At 39.3% G+C, this 20,711-nt stretch carries 23 protein-coding genes; all 23 read left to right on the forward strand.

All coding sequences use genetic code 11. From position 1 onward, the window contains the following. The first annotated feature begins 32 nt into the window (after positions 1-32). The 23 genes from flgF (at position 33) to eutL (ending at position 20,710) form a co-directional block, all read left to right on the forward strand. Positions 33-800 carry a flagellar basal-body rod protein FlgF gene (gene flgF, locus TSYNT_RS00295; protein ID WP_059031132.1) on the forward strand — a complete coding sequence of 256 codons (768 nt, stop codon included), beginning with the start codon at positions 33-35 and terminating at the stop codon, positions 798-800. Between the two features lie 89 nt (positions 801-889). After that, complete coding sequence (flgG, locus tag TSYNT_RS00300) at positions 890-1,696, forward strand: flagellar basal-body rod protein FlgG (protein WP_059031133.1); 807 nt, start codon at positions 890-892, stop codon at positions 1,694-1,696. A gap of 14 nt (positions 1,697-1,710) precedes the next feature. Beyond that, complete coding sequence (locus TSYNT_RS00305) at positions 1,711-2,022, forward strand: rod-binding protein (protein WP_238142601.1); 312 nt, start codon at positions 1,711-1,713, stop codon at positions 2,020-2,022. Positions 2,023-2,107: 85 nt separating this feature from the next. Continuing rightward, complete coding sequence (fabZ, locus tag TSYNT_RS00310) at positions 2,108-2,533, forward strand: 3-hydroxyacyl-ACP dehydratase FabZ (RefSeq protein WP_059031135.1); 426 nt, start codon at positions 2,108-2,110, stop codon at positions 2,531-2,533. A gap of 22 nt (positions 2,534-2,555) precedes the next feature. Further along, entirely contained in the window at positions 2,556-2,867 is a 312-nt protein-coding gene (locus tag TSYNT_RS00315; RefSeq protein ID WP_059031138.1) for a LapA family protein, read from the forward strand. A gap of 39 nt (positions 2,868-2,906) precedes the next feature. Continuing rightward, the gene (locus tag TSYNT_RS00320; RefSeq protein ID WP_059031139.1) at positions 2,907-4,646 is read left to right on the forward strand and encodes an ABC transporter ATP-binding protein; all 1,740 of its coding nucleotides are present in this window, start codon (positions 2,907-2,909) and stop codon (positions 4,644-4,646) included. Next, entirely contained in the window at positions 4,647-6,470 is a 1,824-nt protein-coding gene (locus tag TSYNT_RS00325; protein WP_083497574.1) for an ABC transporter ATP-binding protein, read from the forward strand. A 310-nt stretch (positions 6,471-6,780) separates the two neighbouring features. Next, positions 6,781-8,010 carry a tyrosine--tRNA ligase gene (tyrS, locus tag TSYNT_RS00330; protein WP_059031141.1) on the forward strand — a complete coding sequence of 410 codons (1,230 nt, stop codon included), beginning with the start codon at positions 6,781-6,783 and terminating at the stop codon, positions 8,008-8,010. A gap of 33 nt (positions 8,011-8,043) precedes the next feature. Continuing rightward, the gene (locus TSYNT_RS00335; protein WP_272947394.1) at positions 8,044-8,562 is read left to right on the forward strand and encodes a methylated-DNA--[protein]-cysteine S-methyltransferase; all 519 of its coding nucleotides are present in this window, start codon (positions 8,044-8,046) and stop codon (positions 8,560-8,562) included. A 53-nt stretch (positions 8,563-8,615) separates the two neighbouring features. After that, a complete protein-coding gene (locus TSYNT_RS00340) occupies positions 8,616-9,668 on the forward strand; it encodes an inorganic phosphate transporter (protein WP_059031145.1) in 1,053 nt (350 codons plus the stop codon). 25 nt (positions 9,669-9,693) lie between these two features. After that, positions 9,694-10,311 (forward strand): DUF47 domain-containing protein, encoded by a 618-nt coding sequence (locus tag TSYNT_RS00345; RefSeq protein ID WP_059031147.1) that lies wholly within the window; start codon positions 9,694-9,696, stop codon positions 10,309-10,311. 6 nt (positions 10,312-10,317) lie between these two features. Beyond that, positions 10,318-10,659 carry an FGGY-family carbohydrate kinase gene (locus TSYNT_RS00350; protein ID WP_059031149.1) on the forward strand — a complete coding sequence of 114 codons (342 nt, stop codon included), beginning with the start codon at positions 10,318-10,320 and terminating at the stop codon, positions 10,657-10,659. A gap of 14 nt (positions 10,660-10,673) precedes the next feature. Further along, entirely contained in the window at positions 10,674-11,360 is a 687-nt protein-coding gene (gene deoC, locus TSYNT_RS00355; protein WP_059031151.1) for a deoxyribose-phosphate aldolase, read from the forward strand. 14 nt (positions 11,361-11,374) lie between these two features. Next, positions 11,375-11,746, forward strand: a complete 372-nt coding sequence (locus tag TSYNT_RS00360) for a VOC family protein (RefSeq protein ID WP_059031277.1) — start codon at positions 11,375-11,377, stop codon at positions 11,744-11,746. Positions 11,747-11,894: 148 nt separating this feature from the next. Next, complete coding sequence (locus TSYNT_RS00365; RefSeq protein ID WP_059031153.1) at positions 11,895-12,566, forward strand: HAD family hydrolase; 672 nt, start codon at positions 11,895-11,897, stop codon at positions 12,564-12,566. 367 nt (positions 12,567-12,933) lie between these two features. After that, on the forward strand, positions 12,934-13,377 hold the full coding sequence (locus TSYNT_RS00370) for a cupin domain-containing protein (RefSeq protein ID WP_059031156.1): 444 nt from the start codon (positions 12,934-12,936) through the stop codon (positions 13,375-13,377). A gap of 378 nt (positions 13,378-13,755) precedes the next feature. Then, the gene (eutS, locus tag TSYNT_RS00375; protein WP_059031158.1) at positions 13,756-14,103 is read left to right on the forward strand and encodes an ethanolamine utilization microcompartment protein EutS; all 348 of its coding nucleotides are present in this window, start codon (positions 13,756-13,758) and stop codon (positions 14,101-14,103) included. A gap of 10 nt (positions 14,104-14,113) precedes the next feature. Further along, positions 14,114-15,583: a sensor histidine kinase gene (locus tag TSYNT_RS00380; protein WP_059031160.1), complete on the forward strand. Its 1,470-nt coding sequence runs from the start codon at positions 14,114-14,116 to the stop codon at positions 15,581-15,583. Then, positions 15,558-16,136, forward strand: a complete 579-nt coding sequence (locus tag TSYNT_RS00385) for an ANTAR domain-containing response regulator (protein ID WP_059031162.1) — start codon at positions 15,558-15,560, stop codon at positions 16,134-16,136. Before TSYNT_RS00380 ends, TSYNT_RS00385 begins: the two co-directional genes overlap by 26 nt. A 165-nt stretch (positions 16,137-16,301) precedes the next feature. Continuing rightward, positions 16,302-17,741 carry an ethanolamine ammonia-lyase reactivating factor EutA gene (locus tag TSYNT_RS00390; RefSeq protein WP_059031164.1) on the forward strand — a complete coding sequence of 480 codons (1,440 nt, stop codon included), beginning with the start codon at positions 16,302-16,304 and terminating at the stop codon, positions 17,739-17,741. Between the two features lie 13 nt (positions 17,742-17,754). Continuing rightward, positions 17,755-19,119: an ethanolamine ammonia-lyase subunit EutB gene (locus TSYNT_RS00395; protein WP_059031166.1), complete on the forward strand. Its 1,365-nt coding sequence runs from the start codon at positions 17,755-17,757 to the stop codon at positions 19,117-19,119. Positions 19,120-19,132: 13 nt separating this feature from the next. Further along, positions 19,133-20,038 (forward strand): ethanolamine ammonia-lyase subunit EutC, encoded by a 906-nt coding sequence (gene eutC / locus TSYNT_RS00400; protein ID WP_083497577.1) that lies wholly within the window; start codon positions 19,133-19,135, stop codon positions 20,036-20,038. Between the two features lie 15 nt (positions 20,039-20,053). Further along, positions 20,054-20,710 (forward strand): ethanolamine utilization microcompartment protein EutL, encoded by a 657-nt coding sequence (eutL, locus tag TSYNT_RS00405; RefSeq protein WP_059031169.1) that lies wholly within the window; start codon positions 20,054-20,056, stop codon positions 20,708-20,710. The last annotated feature ends 1 nt before the right edge of the window (position 20,711 follow it).

Raw genomic sequence — 20,711 nt, forward strand, 5'->3', positions numbered from 1 at the left:
TAATATAATTTGAAATGAGGGGAGGTGGTTTTTTGATACGAGGTCTTTATACAGGGGCTTCAGGAATGATTTCTGAAATGAATAAAACAGATGTTATATCAAACAATCTTGCCAATGCAAGCACTACAGGTTTTAAGAAAGACAGGGCGGTTTTTAAGGCGTTTCCAGAAATGGATATTCATCGGATAAACGATCCGATAAGATCCGGCATAAATAGGTTGGTTGACCCAAGACCTTTTATCGGTTCTATGGGCACAGGCGCTATAACAGACGAAGTAAGCACAGATTTTTCTCAAGGTCCCATAAAAACTACATCAAATCCGCTGGATATAGCATTAAGCGGTGAAGGGTTCTTTAGTGTCCAGACTCCTGAAGGTATAAGATATACCAGAGACGGCAGCTTTACTACAGATACGAACAATTTTCTTATAACAAAAGAAGGCTATTATGTTTTAGGCCAAAACGGGCTCATTGAGCTAAATGGCGAAAGCGATATTATCATAAACCGCCAGGGAGAAATATTTGCAGATGGTGAGATAGTAGACAGACTTCAAATAGTAGATTTTGAAGATAAGGGAAACCTTGAAAAACAGGGAGACAATTTGTATATGGCAAACGCTCAAGACATAGCATCTGTTGCTGAAGTAATTCAAGGAGCCCTGGAAAGCTCAAATGTTAATACTATTTCAGAGATGGTTGACTTAATTACTACTTCAAGGGCCTATGAAGCCAGTCAAAAGGTAATAACTACACATGATGAACTTTTAGGAAAGGCAGTAAATGATATAGCTGCAATATAATCTTTATCTTTTAGGGCCGGACTGAATATTCAGAGGCCCTCCACTGCCGACCGACTGAAGCAGTGAGATTTATTAAGGAGGGACAGCCTATGATGCGCGCACTTTGGAGCGCAAGTTCTGGAATGCAGGCACAACAGCTCAATATGGATGTTACATCAAATAATCTGGCTAATGTAAATACCGCCGGATTTAAAAAAAGCCGTGCCGAGTTTAAAGACTTAATGTATGAGACATTAAAACAGCCGGATGTATACCAGCAAGGTTTAGGGACGCCGGTGGGACTTCAGGTAGGCCTTGGAGTAAAACCGTCGGCGACGGGAAGGGACTTTAGTGAAGGCAATATTCAACCTACAGGCAATACCTTTGATGTGGCGATAGAAGGTCAAGGGTTTTTTATGGTGGAAAAGCCTGATGAGAAGTTGGCTTTTACTAGAGATGGCTCCTTTAAGCTTTCATTAGACGGCACTGATCGAAATCTGGTAACATCAGAAGGCTATTATGTTTTAGGCCCTGATGAGGACTACATAACAATTCCGGAAGAATACACTGACGTTACTATCTCGTCAGATGGTCTTATAACAGGCCAAAACGAAGATGGGACAATAGAAGAGCTGGGCCAGATAGGCATTGTAAAATTCTTAAACCCTGAAGGCCTTCTGGCTATTGGAGATAATCTTTATGAGGCAACAGCGGCTTCAGGTGATTATATACCTAAAGAAGATCCGACAGATGCAGGTTATGGTACCCTTGCTCAAGGCTTTTTAGAAATGTCGAATGTTCAAGTAGTAGAAGAAATGGTAAATCTCATCATTGCCCAGAGAGCCTATGAAGTAAATACAAAAGCTGTTCAAGCATCTGACGAGATGCTCAGCCAAGCAAATAATCTAAAGAGATAGAGGAGTAGTACAAAGTGGACATATTACCGATTAACACACTGAATCCTGAAGCTGAATCCTTTGTTTCAAACATTGATAAGTTAAAAGATAAAAAAAGTGATGATGAGGACCTTAAAGAAGTTTGCCAACAGTTTGAGTCTATATTTTTAAACTACCTGCTAAAATCAATGCGAGATACAGTGCCTGATGGGGGCATGTTCAAGAAGGGAATAGCTTTTGATATTGTCCAATCTATGCACGATAGCGCTTTAAGCGAAGAAATCGCTAAAAGCGGAGGAATAGGTCTTGCAGAACAATTATATGCTCAGCTTTCAAAATACGAATAATTGATATAACATTTTTAAACAAAAGGACGAACTTTAGGGTTCGTCCTTGATAGTATTGTGTAATTTGTTTGAAAGGATGATAGAGATGCTGGATATTGATGAAGTAAAAAAGATTATACCCCACAGATATCCATTCTTGCTGATAGACGGGATATTAGAGTTAGAAGCAGGAAAAAGAGCTGTGGGAATTAAAAATGTATCGGCAAATGAAGAATTTTTTCAAGGCCATTTTCCGCAAAAAGCTGTAATGCCGGGAGTTCTCATTGTGGAAGCCCTTGCTCAGGTAGGAGCATGTGCCATTTTAAGCCTTGAGGAAAACAAGGGGAAAGTAGCGCTTTTTGCAGGAATCGACAAAATGAGATTCAAACGCCAAGTAAAGCCTGGCGATCAGTTAAGATTAGAGGTGGAACTTACAAAAATAAAAGGTTCCGTTGGAAAAGGTTCAGCAAAAGCAACAGTAGATGGTGAAATAGCAGCTTGTGGAGAACTTATGTTTGCAATAAGCAAATAAAATCTTATAGGAGGCGAATAAATTGCAGTTTTACTTGATAAGCGGTTTAATTTTTGCGTTTCTTGTAGCAATTTTTGCTCTCTGGAATTCTGCCCAGGTAGTTATTCGGTTTCCGCTTCTTGGAGAATTTGCCACATCTCAGGCTTTGGTTATAATAGGTTCCGCAATGCTGGGAGCGCTTATTATAATGGTAGTAGGCCTTGTAAGAAGCTTTAAAATGGGTCAGAAGATAAAGAAACAGGATAGATTAATAAGGGATTACGAAGAAATTATAGACAACTTGAAGAGACAACTTGAAGAAAAACAATCTCAAAAAGATCAGGGCAATAAATAGATATAATCAGGTATTGGCTAGATTCGAAGGTGCTTAAAAATGAAAAAACTTCTAGTGTATATAAAGCCTTACTGGAAATTAGCGATTCTAGGACCGTTTGCGATGTTTGTTGAGGTTGCATGTGATTTAATGCAGCCAAACCTTATGTCTCAAATAGTGGACGAAGGCATAAAAACAGGAAATTTGGATTTTGTCATTAAAACCGGTTTACATATGGTGTTAATAGCGATTATTGGCATAGCCGGCGGCATAGGTTGTTCTTTTTTTGCAGGCATAGTATCTCAAAGCTTTGGAGCGGATTTGAGAGAAGATCTATATCGAAGAGTGGAGAATTTTTCGTTTAAAAATATTGACGAATTTACTACAGGTTCACTTATAACCAGACTTACAAACGATGTGGTTCAGCTTCAGACTGCAGTTCTTGTAATGATGCGAATGATGGTGAGAACTCCACTGCTGCTGGTAGGCAGTTTTATTATGGCAGTTAGAATAAATGCAAGACTTGCTCTAATACTTATAGTTTGCCTGCCGATATTGCTGATTCTAGGGTACCTGCTGATAAAAAAAGCTATGCCGTTTTTTACTAAAGTACAGCAAGCCCTTGACAAGGTAAATACGATTTTGCAGGAAAATCTAGCCGGAATCAGAGTTGTCAAAGCCTTTGTAAGGGGAGAATATGAAAAGCAAAAATTTAATAAAGCAAATGATAATTTGACAAGACTAAATATAATGGCATCTAGGATGGTTGGCCTTACAATGCCGCTGATGTTTCTCGTGATGAATATGTGTATTGCGGCTGCTTTGTGGTTTGGCGGAATGAATGTAAATATTGGAACAATGCAGACAGGGGAAGTTATAGCTTTTATAAACTACCTGACACAAATACTTTTTTCGCTGCTTAGAGTGGGCTTTATGCTGATTTTCTTCTCAAGAGCGAAAGTATCGGCAGACCGTGTCATAGAAATACTTTCTACAACTCCAGAAATTGTAAGCGGTTCCTGCGATTCCCCTGTAGAAAAAGGAAAAGTTGAATTTAAAGATGTTTATTTTTCATACAGCGAAAAACAAGAGCCGGTTCTTAAAGATATAAATTTTACAGCTCTTCCCGGCCAAACGATTGCAATAATTGGCACTACCGGCTCAGGCAAAACAACTCTTGTAAATCTTATTCCACGCTTTTACGATGTTACAAGCGGCAGCGTATTGGTAGATGATATAGATGTTAGAGAGAGAAATCTTAAAGTATTGCGCAGCGCTATAGGCATCGTTCCTCAAAACCCCCTGCTTTTTTCAGGAACAATAATAGAGAATATTAAATGGGGAAAAGAAGATGCTACGGAAGAAGAAGTAATAGCGGCAGCAAAAGCTGCCCAGGCCCATGATTTTATAATGAGTTTTCCCGAAAATTACAATACCGTTTTAGGACAAAGAGGAGTAAATCTGTCCGGTGGCCAAAAACAGCGTCTTACAATTGCTCGAGCCCTGCTTAGAAAACCTGCCATCCTTATACTGGACGACAGCACAAGCGCCGTCGATGTTACAACAGAGACTCGAATACAAAAAGCTTTAAAAGAATGGATGAAAGACAAAACATGTTTTATCATAACCTCCAGGATAAGTTCGGCCATATCAGCTGATGACATATTAGTCATGGAAGAGGGCCAGATTATTGGAAGAGGGACGCATTCTGAGTTAATAGAGTCATGCGCCATTTATCAAGAAATTTATCATTCTCAAATGGACAAGCTTATAGAGGGTACAGCCGAGGGGGCGATATAAATGGTGCGACAAGGCGGTTTCGGCAGCCCCGGACGCCGCCATCGGCGGTACACGTCAACTGGCGATTCTACAATTAAAGATTCTAGAAAAACATTACAAAGGCTATGGTCCTACCTTGGCCGCCAAAAACTAGGGCTAATTACAGTTTTTTTGATGGTGCTTGCAAGCTCGGCGTTAAACCTTGCATCGCCGTATCTTTTAGGTCGAGGCATTGATGCAATGAACTTAGGAAAAGAAAAAGTGGATTTTGCAAGTCTTAAAGTCACAGTGTTTTTGCTAATTGGTGCATATTTATTAGGGACCCTGACAACTGCCGTGCAAACATATATAATGGCGTCAGTTGCCCAAAACACTGTAAGGGATTTAAGAAGAGATCTATTTGCTAAAATACAGACACTTCCTATACGCTTTTTTGACACCAGATCCCGCGGCGAAATAATGAGCAGGTCTACTAATGATATAGATAATATAAACCAAATTTTAAACCAAAGCATTATTCAGATATTCTCAAGCATACTTATGGTTGCAGGCTCTCTTTTTATGATGTTTTGGATAAGCCCGCTTCTTACATTTCTAAATTTGATAATTGCACCTGTTGGATTTTTACTAACAAGAAAAATAGCCGCTTTTACCCATCAACAATTTGAATTGCAGCAGGAAGCCTTAGGTGACTTAAATGGTTACATCGAAGAGACAGTAACCGGCCAAAAGGTTATAAAGGCCTTTGGCCGTGAACAAAATGTGATTGAAAGCTTTAGAGAAATTAATAAACGCTACAGATCAGCCGCTGTACGAGCCCAAATTTTGTCAGGAATAGTTCCGCCTTTAATGAATACCATGGGAAACTTAAGTTTTGCAACAGTGGCAGGCGTCGGCGGCTGGCTGGCTTTAAGGGGTATAGTAAGTGTTGGGAATATCGCAAGTCTTTTAAACTACTCAAAACAGCTTAATCGCCCCCTAAACGAGATAGCAGATCAATTTAATATGATACAATCTGCTGTGGCCGGCGCAGAACGAGTTTTTGAAATAATGGATGAATCATCAGAGACAGACGATCCCCTAGAAATATACGCCCCTGAAAACTGGGAAGGAAATGTAGTTTTCGATGATATAACATTTGGATATGAAAAAGATAAACCTGTCCTAAAAAATATAACAATACAAGCTCTGCCGGGACAAACTGTTGCACTTGTTGGCCCTACCGGAGCAGGCAAAACTACTGTGGTTAACTTGCTGATGAGATTTTATGATCCGGATTCTGGAAAAATTTGCGTAGACAACTACAACATTAGGCAAGTAAAAAAGGACAATATCCGAAAGGCTTCCAGCATGGTATTACAAGATACGCATTTATTTTCAGATACAGTAATGGAAAATATTCGTTATGGCCGCTTAGATGCCACAGATGAAGAAGTAATAAAGGCTGCCCAGATTGCAGGCGCACATTCCTTTATATCTCATTTACCTCAAGGATATAATACTCTCTTATCAAGGGATGGTGGAAATCTAAGCCAAGGACAAAGACAAATGTTAGCTATTGCGCGGGCCGCTCTTGCTAATCCCACAATTTTAATATTAGATGAAGCCACAAGTAACGTAGATACAAGAACTGAAATCAAAATTCAAAAAGCTATGAAAATTCTTATGGAAGGACGCACGAGTTTTGTAATCGCTCATAGACTCAGCACTATTCGCGATGCTGATGAAATAGTTGTAATTAATGAGGGAAGAATAGTGGAAAGGGGCACTCATGAGCAGCTAATAGAAAAGAAAGGCTTCTATTACGGCCTGTGTAAAAGCCAGCAGCACGGATACCAAATTTAAAGTTATTGTGAAATCCGGTGCTTGCAAATACATAGACAAGTGTGTTAATATGATGATACAAATTAATATTTTAGCGATGAATGAGCAAAGTAGCAGTTTTAGGTCACAGTTTCAAGAGAGCAATCCGGACGGTGGAAGGGTGCGTGCCAAAACAAGCAAATTACACTCAGGAGTTTTTTTAGCTACGCTGCAGATAATGAGGCATTTACAGTTACGGCTGAATGCGAATTAAGGTGGTACCGCGAGCTTCCTCGTCCTTAAAAGACTTGGAAGCTTTTTAATTAGACAAAATTAGGAGGAAAATTGCAACATGGAAAATGCATACGATATTTTAAAAGAGAGAGGATTTATTGAGCAAGCGACACATGAAGAAGAAATTCGCGAACTTTTGGAGCGTGAGAAAGTAGTTTTTTATGTAGGTTTTGATCCTACTGCCGACAGCTTACATGTAGGTCACCTGCTCCCGATGATGGCAATGGCTCATATGCAAAGGGCCGGACATACCCCTATAGCTTTGCTGGGAGGGGGCACTGCTATGGTGGGAGATCCATCAGGGAGAACCGATATGAGGAAAATGCTTACAAGAGAGCAAATAGATTATAATGCAAGCAGATTTAAAGAGCAGTTTAAAAGACTTTTGGATTTTTCTGATAACAAGGCTTATATGCTGAACAATGCAGATTGGCTGCTTGAGCTTAAATATATAGATTTTTTACGGGAAATCGGCAGCCACTTTTCGGTGAACAGAATGCTTGCAGCTGAGTGTTACAAGCAGAGACTGGAGAGCGGACTGACGTTTTTGGAATTTAATTATATGGTTATGCAGTCCTATGATTTTCTCTATTTATATAGAAATTATGGGTGCAAGCTGCAAATGGGCGGAAATGATCAGTGGTCTAATATTATCAGCGGAGCAGATCTTATTCGTAGGGTGGAGGGTGGTTCTGCTTATGGGATGACCTTTACACTTCTTACAACAAGCGAAGGCATAAAAATGGGCAAAACTCAGGCAGGCGCCCTATGGCTTGACCCTGAAAAGGTTTCGCCTTATGATTTCTACCAGTATTGGCGAAATGTAGATGATAGGGATGTGGAGAAATGCCTTAAACTTTTGACATTCCTCCCAATGGAAGAAATTAAGCGCCTAAGCTCCTTAGAGGGCGCAGAAATAAATAAAGCAAAGGAAGTTTTGGCTTTTGAGATAACGAGCATGATCCATGGGAAAGAAGAAGCAGAAAAAGCACAAGAAGCGGCTAGGGCTCTTTTTAAAGACGGGACCGATACATCAGCAGTTCCTTATACAGAAATAGATTCTCAAAAATTTGCAGAAGGCATGGATATAACAGAGCTTTTACTACTTACCGGCCTTGTTTCGTCAAAAAGCGAAGGGAGAAGGTTGATTCAGCAGGGAGGTATTTATATAGGAGAGAGCAGGGTTGATGATATAGGTTTAAAAATTACCATGAAAGATTTCGATTCAGATAAAACTTTATTGCTTCGAAAAGGTAAAAAAGTCTATCATATTGTAAAACTGATTTAAGGGAATTAGATTTTACAGAGGGAGGAATTTAGAATAGAACCGGTCGTATACTGGGGATTTTTCCTTTGGGATGATGTTAAGATGCATTTAGCAGTCAGCGAAAAAGGTCTGTGCTATATATTGTGGCCTAATAAGCAGTTTAAAATATTAGAAGAATGGACCACAAAATATTTTTCCAAAAGCACATTAATTTATAACCAGAGAAAAATAGAACCTTACAAAGCCCAAATTGAAGAATATTTTAAAGGCCAGCGGCGCGTTTTCGATATTCCACTGGATCTTAAAGGTACAGATTTTCAAATTTCGGTATGGGAGGCTTTGCTTAATATACCTTACGGAACAACTAAGACCTATTCTCAAGTAGCAGCGGAAATAGGCCGTCCTAAAGCAACTAGAGCAGTAGGAGGCGCTATTGGCGCAAATCCTGTGTCGATAGTTGTTCCCTGCCACCGGGTTATTGGCAAAGATGGGTCACTTACCGGTTTTGGAGGTGGATTGGAGATAAAGAAAAAGCTTTTAAAACTTGAAGGAATAAGTAGTAATAAGCATTAATTTAAATTGGCTGTAATAAATTAAAACAATACTTTACAGAAAGACGTGTGACTATGACTATTACTTTAGGAGAATTTTTATCAGAGCTAACCTCGAATTTTCCATTAGCCATTACTGTGTTGTTAACGTTGGGAACCATCTTAGTTAATGGATGGACAGATGCTCCGAATGCTATAGCTACTTGCATATCAACCAGATCCATGAAACCTCAGTCTGCTATTATCATGGCTGCAATTTTTAATTTTTTTGGGGCATTATTTATGACAATGGTAAATGCAAAAGTTGCTGAAACGATATACAATATGGTAGATTTTAGAGGAGATGCTCATGAAGCTTTAATCGCTTTGTGTGCGGCCCTGTTTGCAATTGTTATATGGGCTACAACAGCATCCTGGTTTGGTATACCGACTAGTGAAAGCCATGCATTGATAGCAGGAATCAGCGGTGCAGCAATAGCTTTACAAGGAGGAATAAGCGGTATCAATCCTCATGAATGGGTCAAAGTTATATACGGTTTAGCTCTTTCGATGTTTTTGGGTTTTTTTTCCGGGTGGGTAACTGTCAAATTAATAGAAGTTATTTTTAGAAGAGTTGACCGCAGGAAAACTTATAATTTGTTTAGATATGCTCAAATTGTAAGTGCTGCCGGTATGGCATTTATGCATGGCGCTCAAGATGGCCAAAAATTTATGAGTGTATTCATGCTAGGTGTATTTCTTGCGCGCGGCCAGGCTTATACTACCGAATTTGTTATTCCTATATGGCTTATAGCCCTGTGTTCCATTGTAATGGCTTTAGGCACATCTATCGGAGGCATGCGTATAATCAAGTCCGTAGGAATGGAAATGGTAAAATTCGAACTATATCAAGGATTTTCCGCAGATCTTGCAGGAGTGTTTTGCCTTTTAGTAGCTTCCGTATTTGGACTTCCCGTAAGTACAACACATACAAAAACTACTGCCATAATAGGCGTAGGAGCCGAAGAAAGAATGTCGTCGGTTAACTGGGGAGTTGTCAAAGAAATGGTGCGCGCCTGGGTACTAACTTTTCCGGGATGCGGTCTTATTAGCTATATACTAGCCTTGATATTCATAAATATTTTCTAAAATAAAAGATAAGGAAGGCAATAGTATGAGAAAAGATAATTATTATTATGAGACCTTTCAAAAGCTTGTTGACTACTCGTGCCAAGCTGCTGAATTACTACATAAAATTGTGACGGACTATAATACAAAAGAACTGGACAATAAAATTAAGGAGATGCATGCCATAGAACATACGGCAGATGGCGCAAGACATGAAATGATGCAGAACTTATTAAAGGAATTCATAACCCCAATTGAAAGGGAAGATATTGTAACACTTGCAGACTATATTGATACAGTTACAGATACTATAGAAGATGTGTTGTTGAGACTTTATATGTATAATATCCAAGAAATTACAGAATATGCTCAAGACATGACACAGATTATCATAAAGTGCTGCGATTTACTAAGATCTGCTTTTGAAGAGTTTCCGAATTTTAGAAAATCTAAGAAACTGCATGAGCTAATCGTAAGAATAAATGAACTGGAAGAAGAAGGAGACGCCCTCTATACTAAAGCGATAAGAGCTCTGTACCTCAGCGATGTAAGTTGCAAAGAAATAGTAGGATGGGATAATACATATCATTATCTTGAAAAATGCTGTGATGCATGTGAAAACGTGGCAGAGGTAATAGAAGATGTTATTATGAAAAATACTTAAACTATTTTGCAAGGAATCTTCCAAGCAAAGTCAAATATTTGTGATATCAATGTTATTGGAGGACTGGCCCAAAGCGATGTTATACTGCACTTACTGGCAGATATATATGGCGTAAAAGTGCGTAAACTTAATTATCTTGAAGAAGCTACATCCATAGGCGCGGCAGTTGCGGCCGGTGTTGGAAGCGGCCTATTAGAAGATTTTAGTGAAGTTAATAAATTCATCAGGATAAAAGAAGAAATAATGCCTAATATGGCAAACCATGGCGAATATGAAAAAGTTAAAAAAGTATTCGATAAAAGCTATTATGCTTTATTGGATATATATGAGGAATTAAGCAAAATATAGAAAGGGACATTAATATGAACTTAACAGTAAATGAATTGGCAAGCATGATCGATCATACATTGCTAAAACCTAATATTTCAAACAAGGATTTGTTTCAGCTTTGCCAAGATGCTATGAAATACAGCTTCAAAACAGTTGCTATAAACAATGCGGCAATTCCGTTTTGCAAAAAGACATTAGAAGGAAGCGGCGTTTTGTGCGATGCTGCCGTTGGATTTCCCCTGGGACAGTCTACTATCGAAACGAAGGTCTTTGAAACTATAGATGCTATCGAAAAAGGCGCAGGCGAAGTTGATTATGTAGTCAACATTTTAGAGATAAAAAACGACAATTGGAAGTATGTCGAAGAAGAAATGCAAAGAATCGTAGAAGCCTGCAATGAGAAAAAAATAGTTTCAAAGGTAATCTTTGAAAACTGCTATCTGACTGATGATGAAAAGAAAAAACTTTGTGAAGTTGCTTTAAAAGTAAAGCCGACATTTATAAAGACTTCTACAGGCTTTGGCACCGGCGGCGCTACTCTTGAAGACGTTAAGTTGATGAAAGCCTGCGTTAAAGACGAAATCAAGATTAAGGCAGCCGGAGGAATAAGAGATATACAGTCGGTATTGGCCTTTATAGAGGCTGGAGCCAATAGAATCGGTACTAGCAGTGGCGTAAAGATTGTAGAAGAATACAAGAAAATGGTTTCAAATCAGTAAAAATGGATGAAAAAATGATTTTCAGTCATATCACAGGCCTTCAGCATATAGGAATACCCACAAAGTCAATTGACTCCTCGGTCGGCTTTTATAAAAAACTCGGCTTTAAAGTATGCTTTAAATCTGATATCGCAGTGTTTATGGAGTTAAACAGCCTCCTTATAGAGCTGTATAGCAGCGAAAATGCCACAGAAAAAACAGGAGCAATAGACCATATCGCTCTAAATTCAGACAACATACAATTATCCTTTGAATACTGCAAATCTATAGGTTTTAAAATGCTCGACAAAGAAATCAATTATCTTCCGTTTTTTGAAAACGGGGTTAAGTTTTTTGCTATTGAAGGAGTAAACGGAGAAAAGATTGAATTTAATCAAATTTTATGAAGAAAACTAAAAACCGGTCTAAGGAAAGCAAATATCTGCCTTAGGCCGATTTTTCATTATACCTTGTGAGCGCAGGCTAATTGCTGTATTATGTTACTATATACTAAAATTATGTTGTAAAATAGAACTAAACAAGAGGGTGCGGTACATGAAATATAAAGCAATTATTTTTGATTTAGATGGTACTCTACTTTATACTTTGGAAGACTTGGCAAATTCCATGAATAATGTGCTGAAAAGCCAAGGACTGCCTGTCCATGAAATTGAAGAATATAAATATCTTGTAGGTAAGGGGATGTACAACTTAGCCCAGAAAGCTCTTCCACCGGAAAAAAGAGAAGAGTCTTTTATAAAATACTGTCAGCAGCTAATGCAGGAGGAATACGGTAAAAGGTGGGCAGATACCACACAACCTTATGATGGCATTCCTGAACTATTGGATAAACTTACAGCCTTAAGATATAAATTGGCAGTTCTTTCCAATAAGCCCCATGAGTTTACTATACAAATAGTGGAAAAATTGTTGGGACGATGGAAATTTGATGCAGTGTTTGGAGAAAGAGAAGGAATACCAAGAAAGCCTGATCCAACTGCAGCCCTTGAAATAGCAAAACTTTTAAATATTGCTCCTGAAAAATTCGTATATGTAGGCGACAGCGGAGTTGATATGAAAACCGCAAAATCTGCCGGCATGTATGCAGTTGGAGCTCTTTGGGGCTTTAGGGAAGCTGATGAACTTTTGGAAAACGGTGCTGATGTGTTGATAGAAAAGCCTCTTGAGCTTCTTGAAATTCTAAAAGACACTTCATGTGGTGAGTAACTTATTTTCGAGCTCCTATACATTTATAAATTATCTTGGGCAGCAGGCTGTTTCTTGATTTCTCAAGAGTAAAAATACGCTTACATAGAAATCTATACAATAACAGTATTATCATAGAATAAGTACAATTATGTAAAGATTAAATTGACTTTTAATTTCAACTGTGATAGACTGAAAAAAATAGTTAGCAAAGGACGAAGCTGTCCTAATATGGCAAAGAGGCCACCTATTCTTGCATTTTTATATGCAAAAAGGTGGTCTCTTGTGATTTTAGATCATGTTAAACTTATCACCGTTATTAAACTTTTATTAAACTTTGTAGAACGAGAAAATATAAAAATTAATTTGCGAAGGGAGACTTGTATTTATGGAGTTGAATAAAGAACTTATAGAGGAAATTGTAAGGAAAGTGGCAAGTGAATTACAGTTAGGCTGCTTTAATTTCAAGGAAACAGACATTAGCGGGATTACAGTGGTACATAAAGACAGATTGGGTGAATTTGACAAATTCGACACAGGAAAACCGAATGATGAAGTGTACATTAAAGACTTGTTTGACACTAAAGAAAGTCCAAGACTTGCAGCGGGATACATGAAGATGTGTCACTCGCGCTTTCAATGGACATTAAATTACGATGAAATGGACTATGTAATTGAAGGAACGTTAGAGATAATAGTTAATGGTAAAAAGCTAGCCGGCTCCAAGGGGGATTGCATTTTTATCCCAATGGGAAGCACAATAGAATTTTCTGCACCGGAATATGCTGAATTCTTCTATGTGACCTATCCTGCTAATTGGTCGGAACTGTAAACAGTAAGCAGCACAAGGCAGGAGCACACAGAGGGACAGTTCTTTTGTGTTGTTCGAACAACACAAAAGAACCGTCCCTCTGTGTGCTCCAGTGCTGACTTAAAAAAAGTAAGATGCTAAAAATCAGTAATATATTGAAAAATTAAATGCATTGTTGTATAATAGAAGAAACTTAGCATAAAACGCAGAGATGCAGAAAGACAATGGCGTCTTTCTAACAAATGGCAGTGTAGCCACGTCACAACGCAAGAAGAAAAATTTGCGCAAAGAGGACGTGGTTTGTTTTACCTTACGTTAAATAATTATCAGCTTTTACACTTCATATTAATGATGTTCAGTTTAGATTTAATCTCACATCAAAATTAAGGCGGTGAAGATGTGGACAGTCACGAAACAAAGCAGCGAATCATACAGGAATATGTCCCCGGAAAGCAGATTACATTAGCACATCTTATCGCCAGCCCAGATAGTTCGCTTTATCAAAAATTAGGCATAGAGAAATCAGGAGCAATAGGGATTATGACCATTACTCCAAGCGAGGGAGCCATTATAGCGGCTGATATAGCCACAAAGGCCGCAGGCGTGAACATAGGGTTTCTTGACAGATTCAGCGGTTCTTTAGTAATCACAGGGGATGTATCATCTGTAGAGACCTCCCTTAAACAGGTTACATATGTACTAAAAGAAGTTCTTGATTTTTCTCCGGCTCCAATAACCCGTTCCTGAGGTGAACTACATGTCAATCACAACAAAGGATGTTAGTGAAATTTGCTGGCAATATGCAGATCTGCAAGCCGACGATATAAAAATAATACAAGAAATTTCCGATATGTTACAAATTATGGCAGACCTTACTCAAGCAGATATTTTTGTAGATTGTGTAACAAAAGATCCTGACGCTGCAATTGTGGTAGCAGAAGCCAAACCAAGAACTGCCCGTTCCTTGTATAGGTTTCCAGTTGCCGGCCAGCTGGCTCTTAGAAAAAACGAGCCTGCAGTTTTAAGAACAATGCAGACGGGCTTACCCACCATAGGTATGAGGGGTATCAGCCAAGAGGGGGTGCCAATAAAGCAAAGCGTAGTTCCCATCAAAAATAAAAATTCCAGGACAATTGGCGTTCTAATTATGGAACAGGACATCACTGAGCAAGTCACACAAGAGAAAAAAGTAAAAGACTTAATGGAAACAGCAGAACATCTTTCAGAGACACTTTTTAAAGTAGCTTTTGCGGAAGGCAAGGTATCGAACATTCTTCCTGATGGATTGTTGATACTTGACAAAAATGGCGAAATTACTTATCACAATATTGCCGCACGAGATATATTCGATAGAATAGGATTCAGAGGCAAGGAGATTAAAGGTAAAAAAATAGTCGATATACTACCTGAGCTGGATTTCAGATATGATGTGCTGGCAGAGCAAATGTACATAGAATCTCAACTTGCCGGATTAAACCTTGTTTTTACGTCTGTTCCGCTAAAAAGCTCAGATGAAATGGCAGCAGGGGCTTTAATGCTAATTAGGGATATTACGGAGATACGCATTAAAGAAAAAGAGTTAATGCTTCAAACAGTTGTTATAAAGGAAATTCATCATCGGATAAAAAATAATTTGCAAACCGTTGCAAGCCTTTTACGCCTTCAAGCCCGGAGAGCGGACTCTGATCAGACAAAAAAAGCTCTGCAAGACAGCATAAACCGAATTATGAGCATAGCAGTAGTTCATGAAGTCCTTTCTAAAGAAGGAATGGATATTGTCGATGTAAAGAGTGCTGTAACACAGATGCTTGATATGATAACCCACAGCATGTTAGATCATGAAAAAGATATAAAAGTTAATCTGACATGTGATTCTTTTACCCTTATTTCTCGGCAGGCAACGTCGCTTATATTAATTATTAACGAGCTTTTGCATAATGCATTGGAACATGCCTTTGTCGGCAGAGATTCTGGCACTGTGAGTATTAGCGTGAGCCGACAAAACAATGATGTACTTCTTGTTGTAGAAGATGATGGTATAGGCTGCAGCAAGGAAGATCTTAATAAAACAAACAGTCTGGGCCTAAATATTATAAAAACATTAGTTGAAGAGGACCTTAAAGGAATAATAAATTTTACTGAAAGCGACGGTACCAGGGTGGAAGTCAAATTTCCTTTTTCATTTACAGAGGAGGTATGGCATGCGAGTTTTGGTGGTGGACGATGAACCGATAATTAGGATGGATTTGGTGGAAATTCTCCTTGATAAGAATTGCACTGTTGTTGCCGAAGCTTCAGATGGTAAAACAGCGGTAAATTTAGCGCGTTCAATCATACCGGATGTAGTGCTTATGGATATAAAGATGCCGGGAGACATAGACGGCATGCAGGCGGCAAAAATCCTTATTGAAGAGGAAATTTGCCCGGTAGTTCTCCTTACCGCATATCATCATGCAGAGCTTATTGAGGCTTCAACTGCTATAGGTGTTTTTGGATATCTGGTTAAACCTATAAAAGAAGACGAACTTTATCCTGCTTTAAGAGTGGCTGTGTCTAAATGGGAAGGAATGCAAAAACTCAAAGAAGAAAATGTTGACCTTAAGAATAAACTTGAAAAGCGAAAGATAATCGAAAAAGCCAAGGGCGTTCTTATGGATAAATATGATATGAAAGAAAAAGACGCTTATAGAAAAATTCAAAAGATGAGCATGGAAAAGCGCACAGATATGATTGAAATAGCAAAAAGTATAATTTTAAGTAGTGAACTTATAAGCTTATAACTGAAATATATATAACTATATTAAAAAGTTAAAAAATATCGAAAGACAAAGGAGTCTTTCTTCGGGCAAAGGAGCCCTGTCTCATATATGGTTTATTCATGTATGGGACAGGGCTTTTATTATCCGCATAATATTTCCTCCACGAAGAAAGCGAAGGTGAAATGCATGAGCAAAGTCGAAGAAATATTCAGCGCCGGCATTGATATCGGAACATCAACCACCACCGTTGTTATAAGCAAGTTAAAAATTAAAAATGTGGCATCAGGTTTTGTGGTGCCAAAAATAGAGATTATAGATAAAGCGGTTATCTATAGGAGCGATGTATATTTTACACCGCTGCTGGATGAAACTACTATCGACTTTAAAGGTATAGAGGAGATAGTAAAGAAGGAATATGAGAGAGCAAAAGTAAGTCCCGATGAAATTAAAACAGGCGCAGTTATAATAACGGGCGATACGGCTAGAAAAGAAAATGCCCAAAATGTCCTAGAAGCCATATCAAAAATGGCAGGTTCCTTTGTTGTAGCGACGGCAGGACCACACCTGGAAGCATATATTGCAGGTTTGGGTTCAGGAGCTGCAACTTACTCCAATGAAAAACATGTTTCAGTGTCCAATGCTGATGTGGGAGGCGGAACGAGCAATATCGCTGTTTTCGATGATGGAAAGCTAAAAGCTACTTTATGCGCTGATATAGGCGGAAGACTAATACGTTTTGAACCATGGACTTACAAAGTGCAAAGTTTTATCCGAGGTGGTGAAGTTACAGCAAATTATTTAGGCATTAAATTGGAAAAAGGCAAAAACCTCTTAAAGACGGAAATTTTTGCCATTGCCGAAGCGCTATCACAGGCTCTAATCTCAATAATTTTAGGAAATCCAAACGAACTTGCCCAAAAACTTGCAATCGGAGACCTAAGTCAGTGCATTGTGCCCAAATGTATTATGTTTTCCGGAGGAGTGGGGCGGCTTATATATGAAGAAGAACCGGATACTGAGGAAGGAAGTATAACAAGATTTGGGGATTTAGGGCCGGCGCTTGCCGAAGAAATAAAAAATGCTGTTAAAGATACTTCGATGAAGCTGGTAAAACCGGCGGAGACAATTTATGCAACGGTAATTGGAGCCGGTATACATACTACGGAGCTCAGTGGTTCCACTATATACGTTTCTGATCCTGAAGTTCTTCCCTTTAGAGACTTGCCGGCGATATATCTTACAGCAAGCGATGACTTGGATAAAATCTCGACGGAAATAGTATCAAAGGCGGAAAAGTTCTCGGTTCAAGATTCAAAAATCCTTCCCGCTATAGTTATTCCGAAAGCTTTTGGCAATTCTTTTGCAAAGATAAAAGAGCTGACACAAGCTATCGAAAATGCCGCGAGAAGGGTTGCCCCCAAAAGCCCTATAGTTGTTATATGTGAAGATGACATAGGTAAAGCGGTAGGTAATCTTCTAAGAAACAACTTGAGCAAGCCGAGACCCGTTATTTCTATAGATCAGCTTACTATGAAGGAGGGGGATTATATCGATATAGGCAAACCGCTCTATGACGGCGGCGTAGTTCCTGTAGTTATCAAAACACTAGTATTTTCTAACAGCTAAGGAGGAGGTATAATTGATTCTCAAAACCAGTATTAGAGGAAGAGTATACAAATTCAAGGATGTAAAAGAGGTCCTCGCAAAGGCTAATGATGAAAGATCAGGCGATATCTTGGCCGGAGTTGCTGCTGAATCTGATGAAGAAAGAGTTGCAGCAAAACAGGTTCTGGCAAATATGTGTCTGGAAGACTTGCGAAACAATCCAGTGGTTCCTTATGAAGAAGATGAAGTTACAAGAGTCATACAAGATCAAGTAAATGAGAATGCTTACAGGAAAATTAAGAGCTGGACAGTAGGCCAGCTAAAGGAATTTATTCATGATGATAAAACGACTTTCGACGACATAGATTGGGTAAGCAAGGGGCTTACAAGCGAAATGGTTGCAGGTGTAGCAAAACTGAGCTCTACCATGGATCTGGTATCAGGTGCAGCAAAAATCAGAAGAGTTACACACGCCAATACAACAGTAGGATTACCCGGCACTCTCGCTTCAAGACTTCAGCCAAATCATCCCACAGATGATGTGGAAGCAATAATAGCTCAAACTTATGAAGGTCTAAGCTATGGAATAGGAGACGCTGTGCTGGGTATTAACCCCGTAATTGACGATCCAGAAAATGTCTCTCGGCTTTTAAATACTCTTTACGACATAATAGTAAAATGGAATATACCAACTCAGCATGCGGTTTTGGCCCATGTTACTACTCAAATGGAGTGCATAAGACGGGGAGCACCCATAGGCCTTGTTTTTCAGAGCGTTGCAGGAAGCCAGAAAGGCAATGAGGCATTCGGAATTTCCGTAGAAATGTTAGACGAAGCTTATGAATTGGTGAAGAAATATAGCATTAACCGCGGCCCGAACTTTTTCTACTTTGAAACCGGTCAAGGCTCAGAACTTTCGTCTAATTCACACCATGGAGCAGATCAGGTTACAATGGAGGCGCGCTGCTACGGGCTTGCAAAAAGATACAGCCCTCTTATAGTCAACACAGTTGTCGGTTTTATAGGCCCGGAATATCTTTACAACAGTAAACAAGTAATAAGAGCCGGCCTAGAAGACCACTTCATGGGCAAGCTTACCGGAATCTCCATGGGAGTCGATGTGTGTTATACGAACCACATGAAAGCTGATCAAGATGATATTGAAAATCTAGCTGTGCTTTTAGCTGCTGCAGGTACTAACTATTTTATCGGCGTTCCTATGGGTGATGATATAATGCTTAACTATCAATGCGGAAGTTTCCATGATATAGCTACAATAAGGCAGACTTTTGGATTCAGACCAAGCCCTGAATTTGAGCCCTGGCTTGAAAAAATGGGGATTATGAAAGACGGCAAATTGACTGAAATAGCCGGCGATCCTACTATTTTCTTGACGTAAGGAGGTAGAAAGAATGATATCTGAAAAAGATATTCGTGAATTGGTTGAAAGTGTAATCAAAGAACTTAGCGCAAGTGAAAAAAAGGAGAGCGCTTCTGCCCCAACAACTTGCAAACCCTGCGTAGAAGCTGAAAAAGCCCAGGAGGACGCCGGTGAAGAAATGCTCCCTGATTTAGGACTTAGGGATCTTACTACATGGACCGAAATACCCAATCCCAAAGATCCGGAAGGACTTGCAAGACTGAAACGTACTTCTCCTGCCCGCATAGGCATCTGGAGAGCTGGCACCAGGTTTAAGGTTGACCCATGGTTAAGGTTTAGAATGGATGTTGCGGCAGCGAAAGATGCTGTTACTAAAGAAGTAGATCCGGAATTTATAGAAAAACTCGGACTTTTTACAGTACAGACCGTTGTAAAAGACAAAGATGAATATCTTACACGGCCGGATTTGGGCAGAAAACTGTCTGATGAGGCAAAAGAGAAAATCTTGAAAGAATGCCCCAAAGCCCCTGATGTGCAATTAGTTGTCTGTGACGGCTTAAGCTCTACTGCTATCGAGGCAAATGCCGCAGATTTTATTCCCGCATTTGAAGCCGCGATCAAGAATTATGGACTAAAGATGGGTAAGCCTTTCTTTGTAAAATACGCAAGGGTGGCTGTAATGGACGAAATCGGTGAAATTTTACAGCCAGAAGTTATAGTTGAACTTATCGGCGAAAGACCGGGCCTTGTAACAGCTAAAAGCATGAGCGCCTATATGTGCTATAAGCCGAATAAAAATACCATCGAATCTGATCGCACCCTTGTTTCGAACATTCATGACGGAGGCCTTCCACCAATAGAAGCCGGAGCCCATGTCGCAAGCATAGCTAAAAAGATATATGATGCAAAAGCCAGCGGCTTAAAATTAAATAAGTAAAAGGAGGTAAAAGGAATGTATGGATTCAAACCTATAAAGGCTGATGTACTTGCTATAAAGCTCATTCCTAATGTTAATGATTATTTAAAGAAAGAGCTAAACCTCAAACCAGAGCACAGAAGTATTGGCATGCTTACTATGAACATTGATGATGTAGGTTATACAGTCATCGATGAAGCTACGAAAAAAGCTGATGTTGAAGTTGTGTATGCAAGATCATTTTATGCAGGCGCAGCTCATGCTTCAGGCCCGCTATCCGGTGAGTTTATCGGAATTCTTGCCGGCCCAAATCCTGCCGAGGTAAAAAGCGGCATTAATGCAGCAGTGGATTTTGCCGAAAACGAAGCTTGTTTCTGGGCAGCAGATCCGGAAGGCCAAATTGCCTTTTATGCCCAGTGCATATCTAGAACAGGAAGTTATCTCTCGCAGATAAATAATATAAAAGAAGGGGAACCTCTGGCATATTTAATCGCTCCTCCTATTGAAGCTGTATATGCATTAGATGCTGCCATAAAAGCAGCAGAAGTGAGAATGACGTCATTTTTTGCACCGCCTTCTGAAACCAACTTTTCCGGAGGCCATTTGACAGGTTCTCAGTCGGCGTGTAAAGCCGCATGCGATGCTTTTGCCGCTGCAGTTATGGAAGTTGCTGCATATCCTAAGAGATATTAAG

Source organism: Tepidanaerobacter syntrophicus, assembly GCF_001485475.2.
GTDB classification, from domain to species: Bacteria; Bacillota; Thermosediminibacteria; order Thermosediminibacterales; family Tepidanaerobacteraceae; genus Tepidanaerobacter; species Tepidanaerobacter syntrophicus.

Coding starts and splice junctions, on each gene's coding strand:
- flgG (WP_059031133.1), top strand. CDS start 890: ATGATGCGCGCACTTTGGAGCGCAAGTTCTGGAATGCAGGCACAACAG.
- fabZ (WP_059031135.1), top strand. CDS start 2,108: ATGCTGGATATTGATGAAGTAAAAAAGATTATACCCCACAGATATCCA.
- TSYNT_RS00320 (WP_059031139.1), top strand. CDS start 2,907: ATGAAAAAACTTCTAGTGTATATAAAGCCTTACTGGAAATTAGCGATT.
- TSYNT_RS00325 (WP_083497574.1), top strand. CDS start 4,647: ATGGTGCGACAAGGCGGTTTCGGCAGCCCCGGACGCCGCCATCGGCGG.
- tyrS (WP_059031141.1), top strand. CDS start 6,781: ATGGAAAATGCATACGATATTTTAAAAGAGAGAGGATTTATTGAGCAA.
- TSYNT_RS00340 (WP_059031145.1), top strand. CDS start 8,616: ATGACTATTACTTTAGGAGAATTTTTATCAGAGCTAACCTCGAATTTT.
- TSYNT_RS00345 (WP_059031147.1), top strand. CDS start 9,694: ATGAGAAAAGATAATTATTATTATGAGACCTTTCAAAAGCTTGTTGAC.
- deoC (WP_059031151.1), top strand. CDS start 10,674: ATGAACTTAACAGTAAATGAATTGGCAAGCATGATCGATCATACATTG.
- TSYNT_RS00360 (WP_059031277.1), top strand. CDS start 11,375: ATGATTTTCAGTCATATCACAGGCCTTCAGCATATAGGAATACCCACA.
- TSYNT_RS00365 (WP_059031153.1), top strand. CDS start 11,895: ATGAAATATAAAGCAATTATTTTTGATTTAGATGGTACTCTACTTTAT.
- TSYNT_RS00370 (WP_059031156.1), top strand. CDS start 12,934: ATGGAGTTGAATAAAGAACTTATAGAGGAAATTGTAAGGAAAGTGGCA.
- TSYNT_RS00380 (WP_059031160.1), top strand. CDS start 14,114: ATGTCAATCACAACAAAGGATGTTAGTGAAATTTGCTGGCAATATGCA.
- TSYNT_RS00385 (WP_059031162.1), top strand. CDS start 15,558: ATGCGAGTTTTGGTGGTGGACGATGAACCGATAATTAGGATGGATTTG.
- TSYNT_RS00390 (WP_059031164.1), top strand. CDS start 16,302: ATGAGCAAAGTCGAAGAAATATTCAGCGCCGGCATTGATATCGGAACA.
- eutC (WP_083497577.1), top strand. CDS start 19,133: ATGATATCTGAAAAAGATATTCGTGAATTGGTTGAAAGTGTAATCAAA.
- eutL (WP_059031169.1), top strand. CDS start 20,054: ATGTATGGATTCAAACCTATAAAGGCTGATGTACTTGCTATAAAGCTC.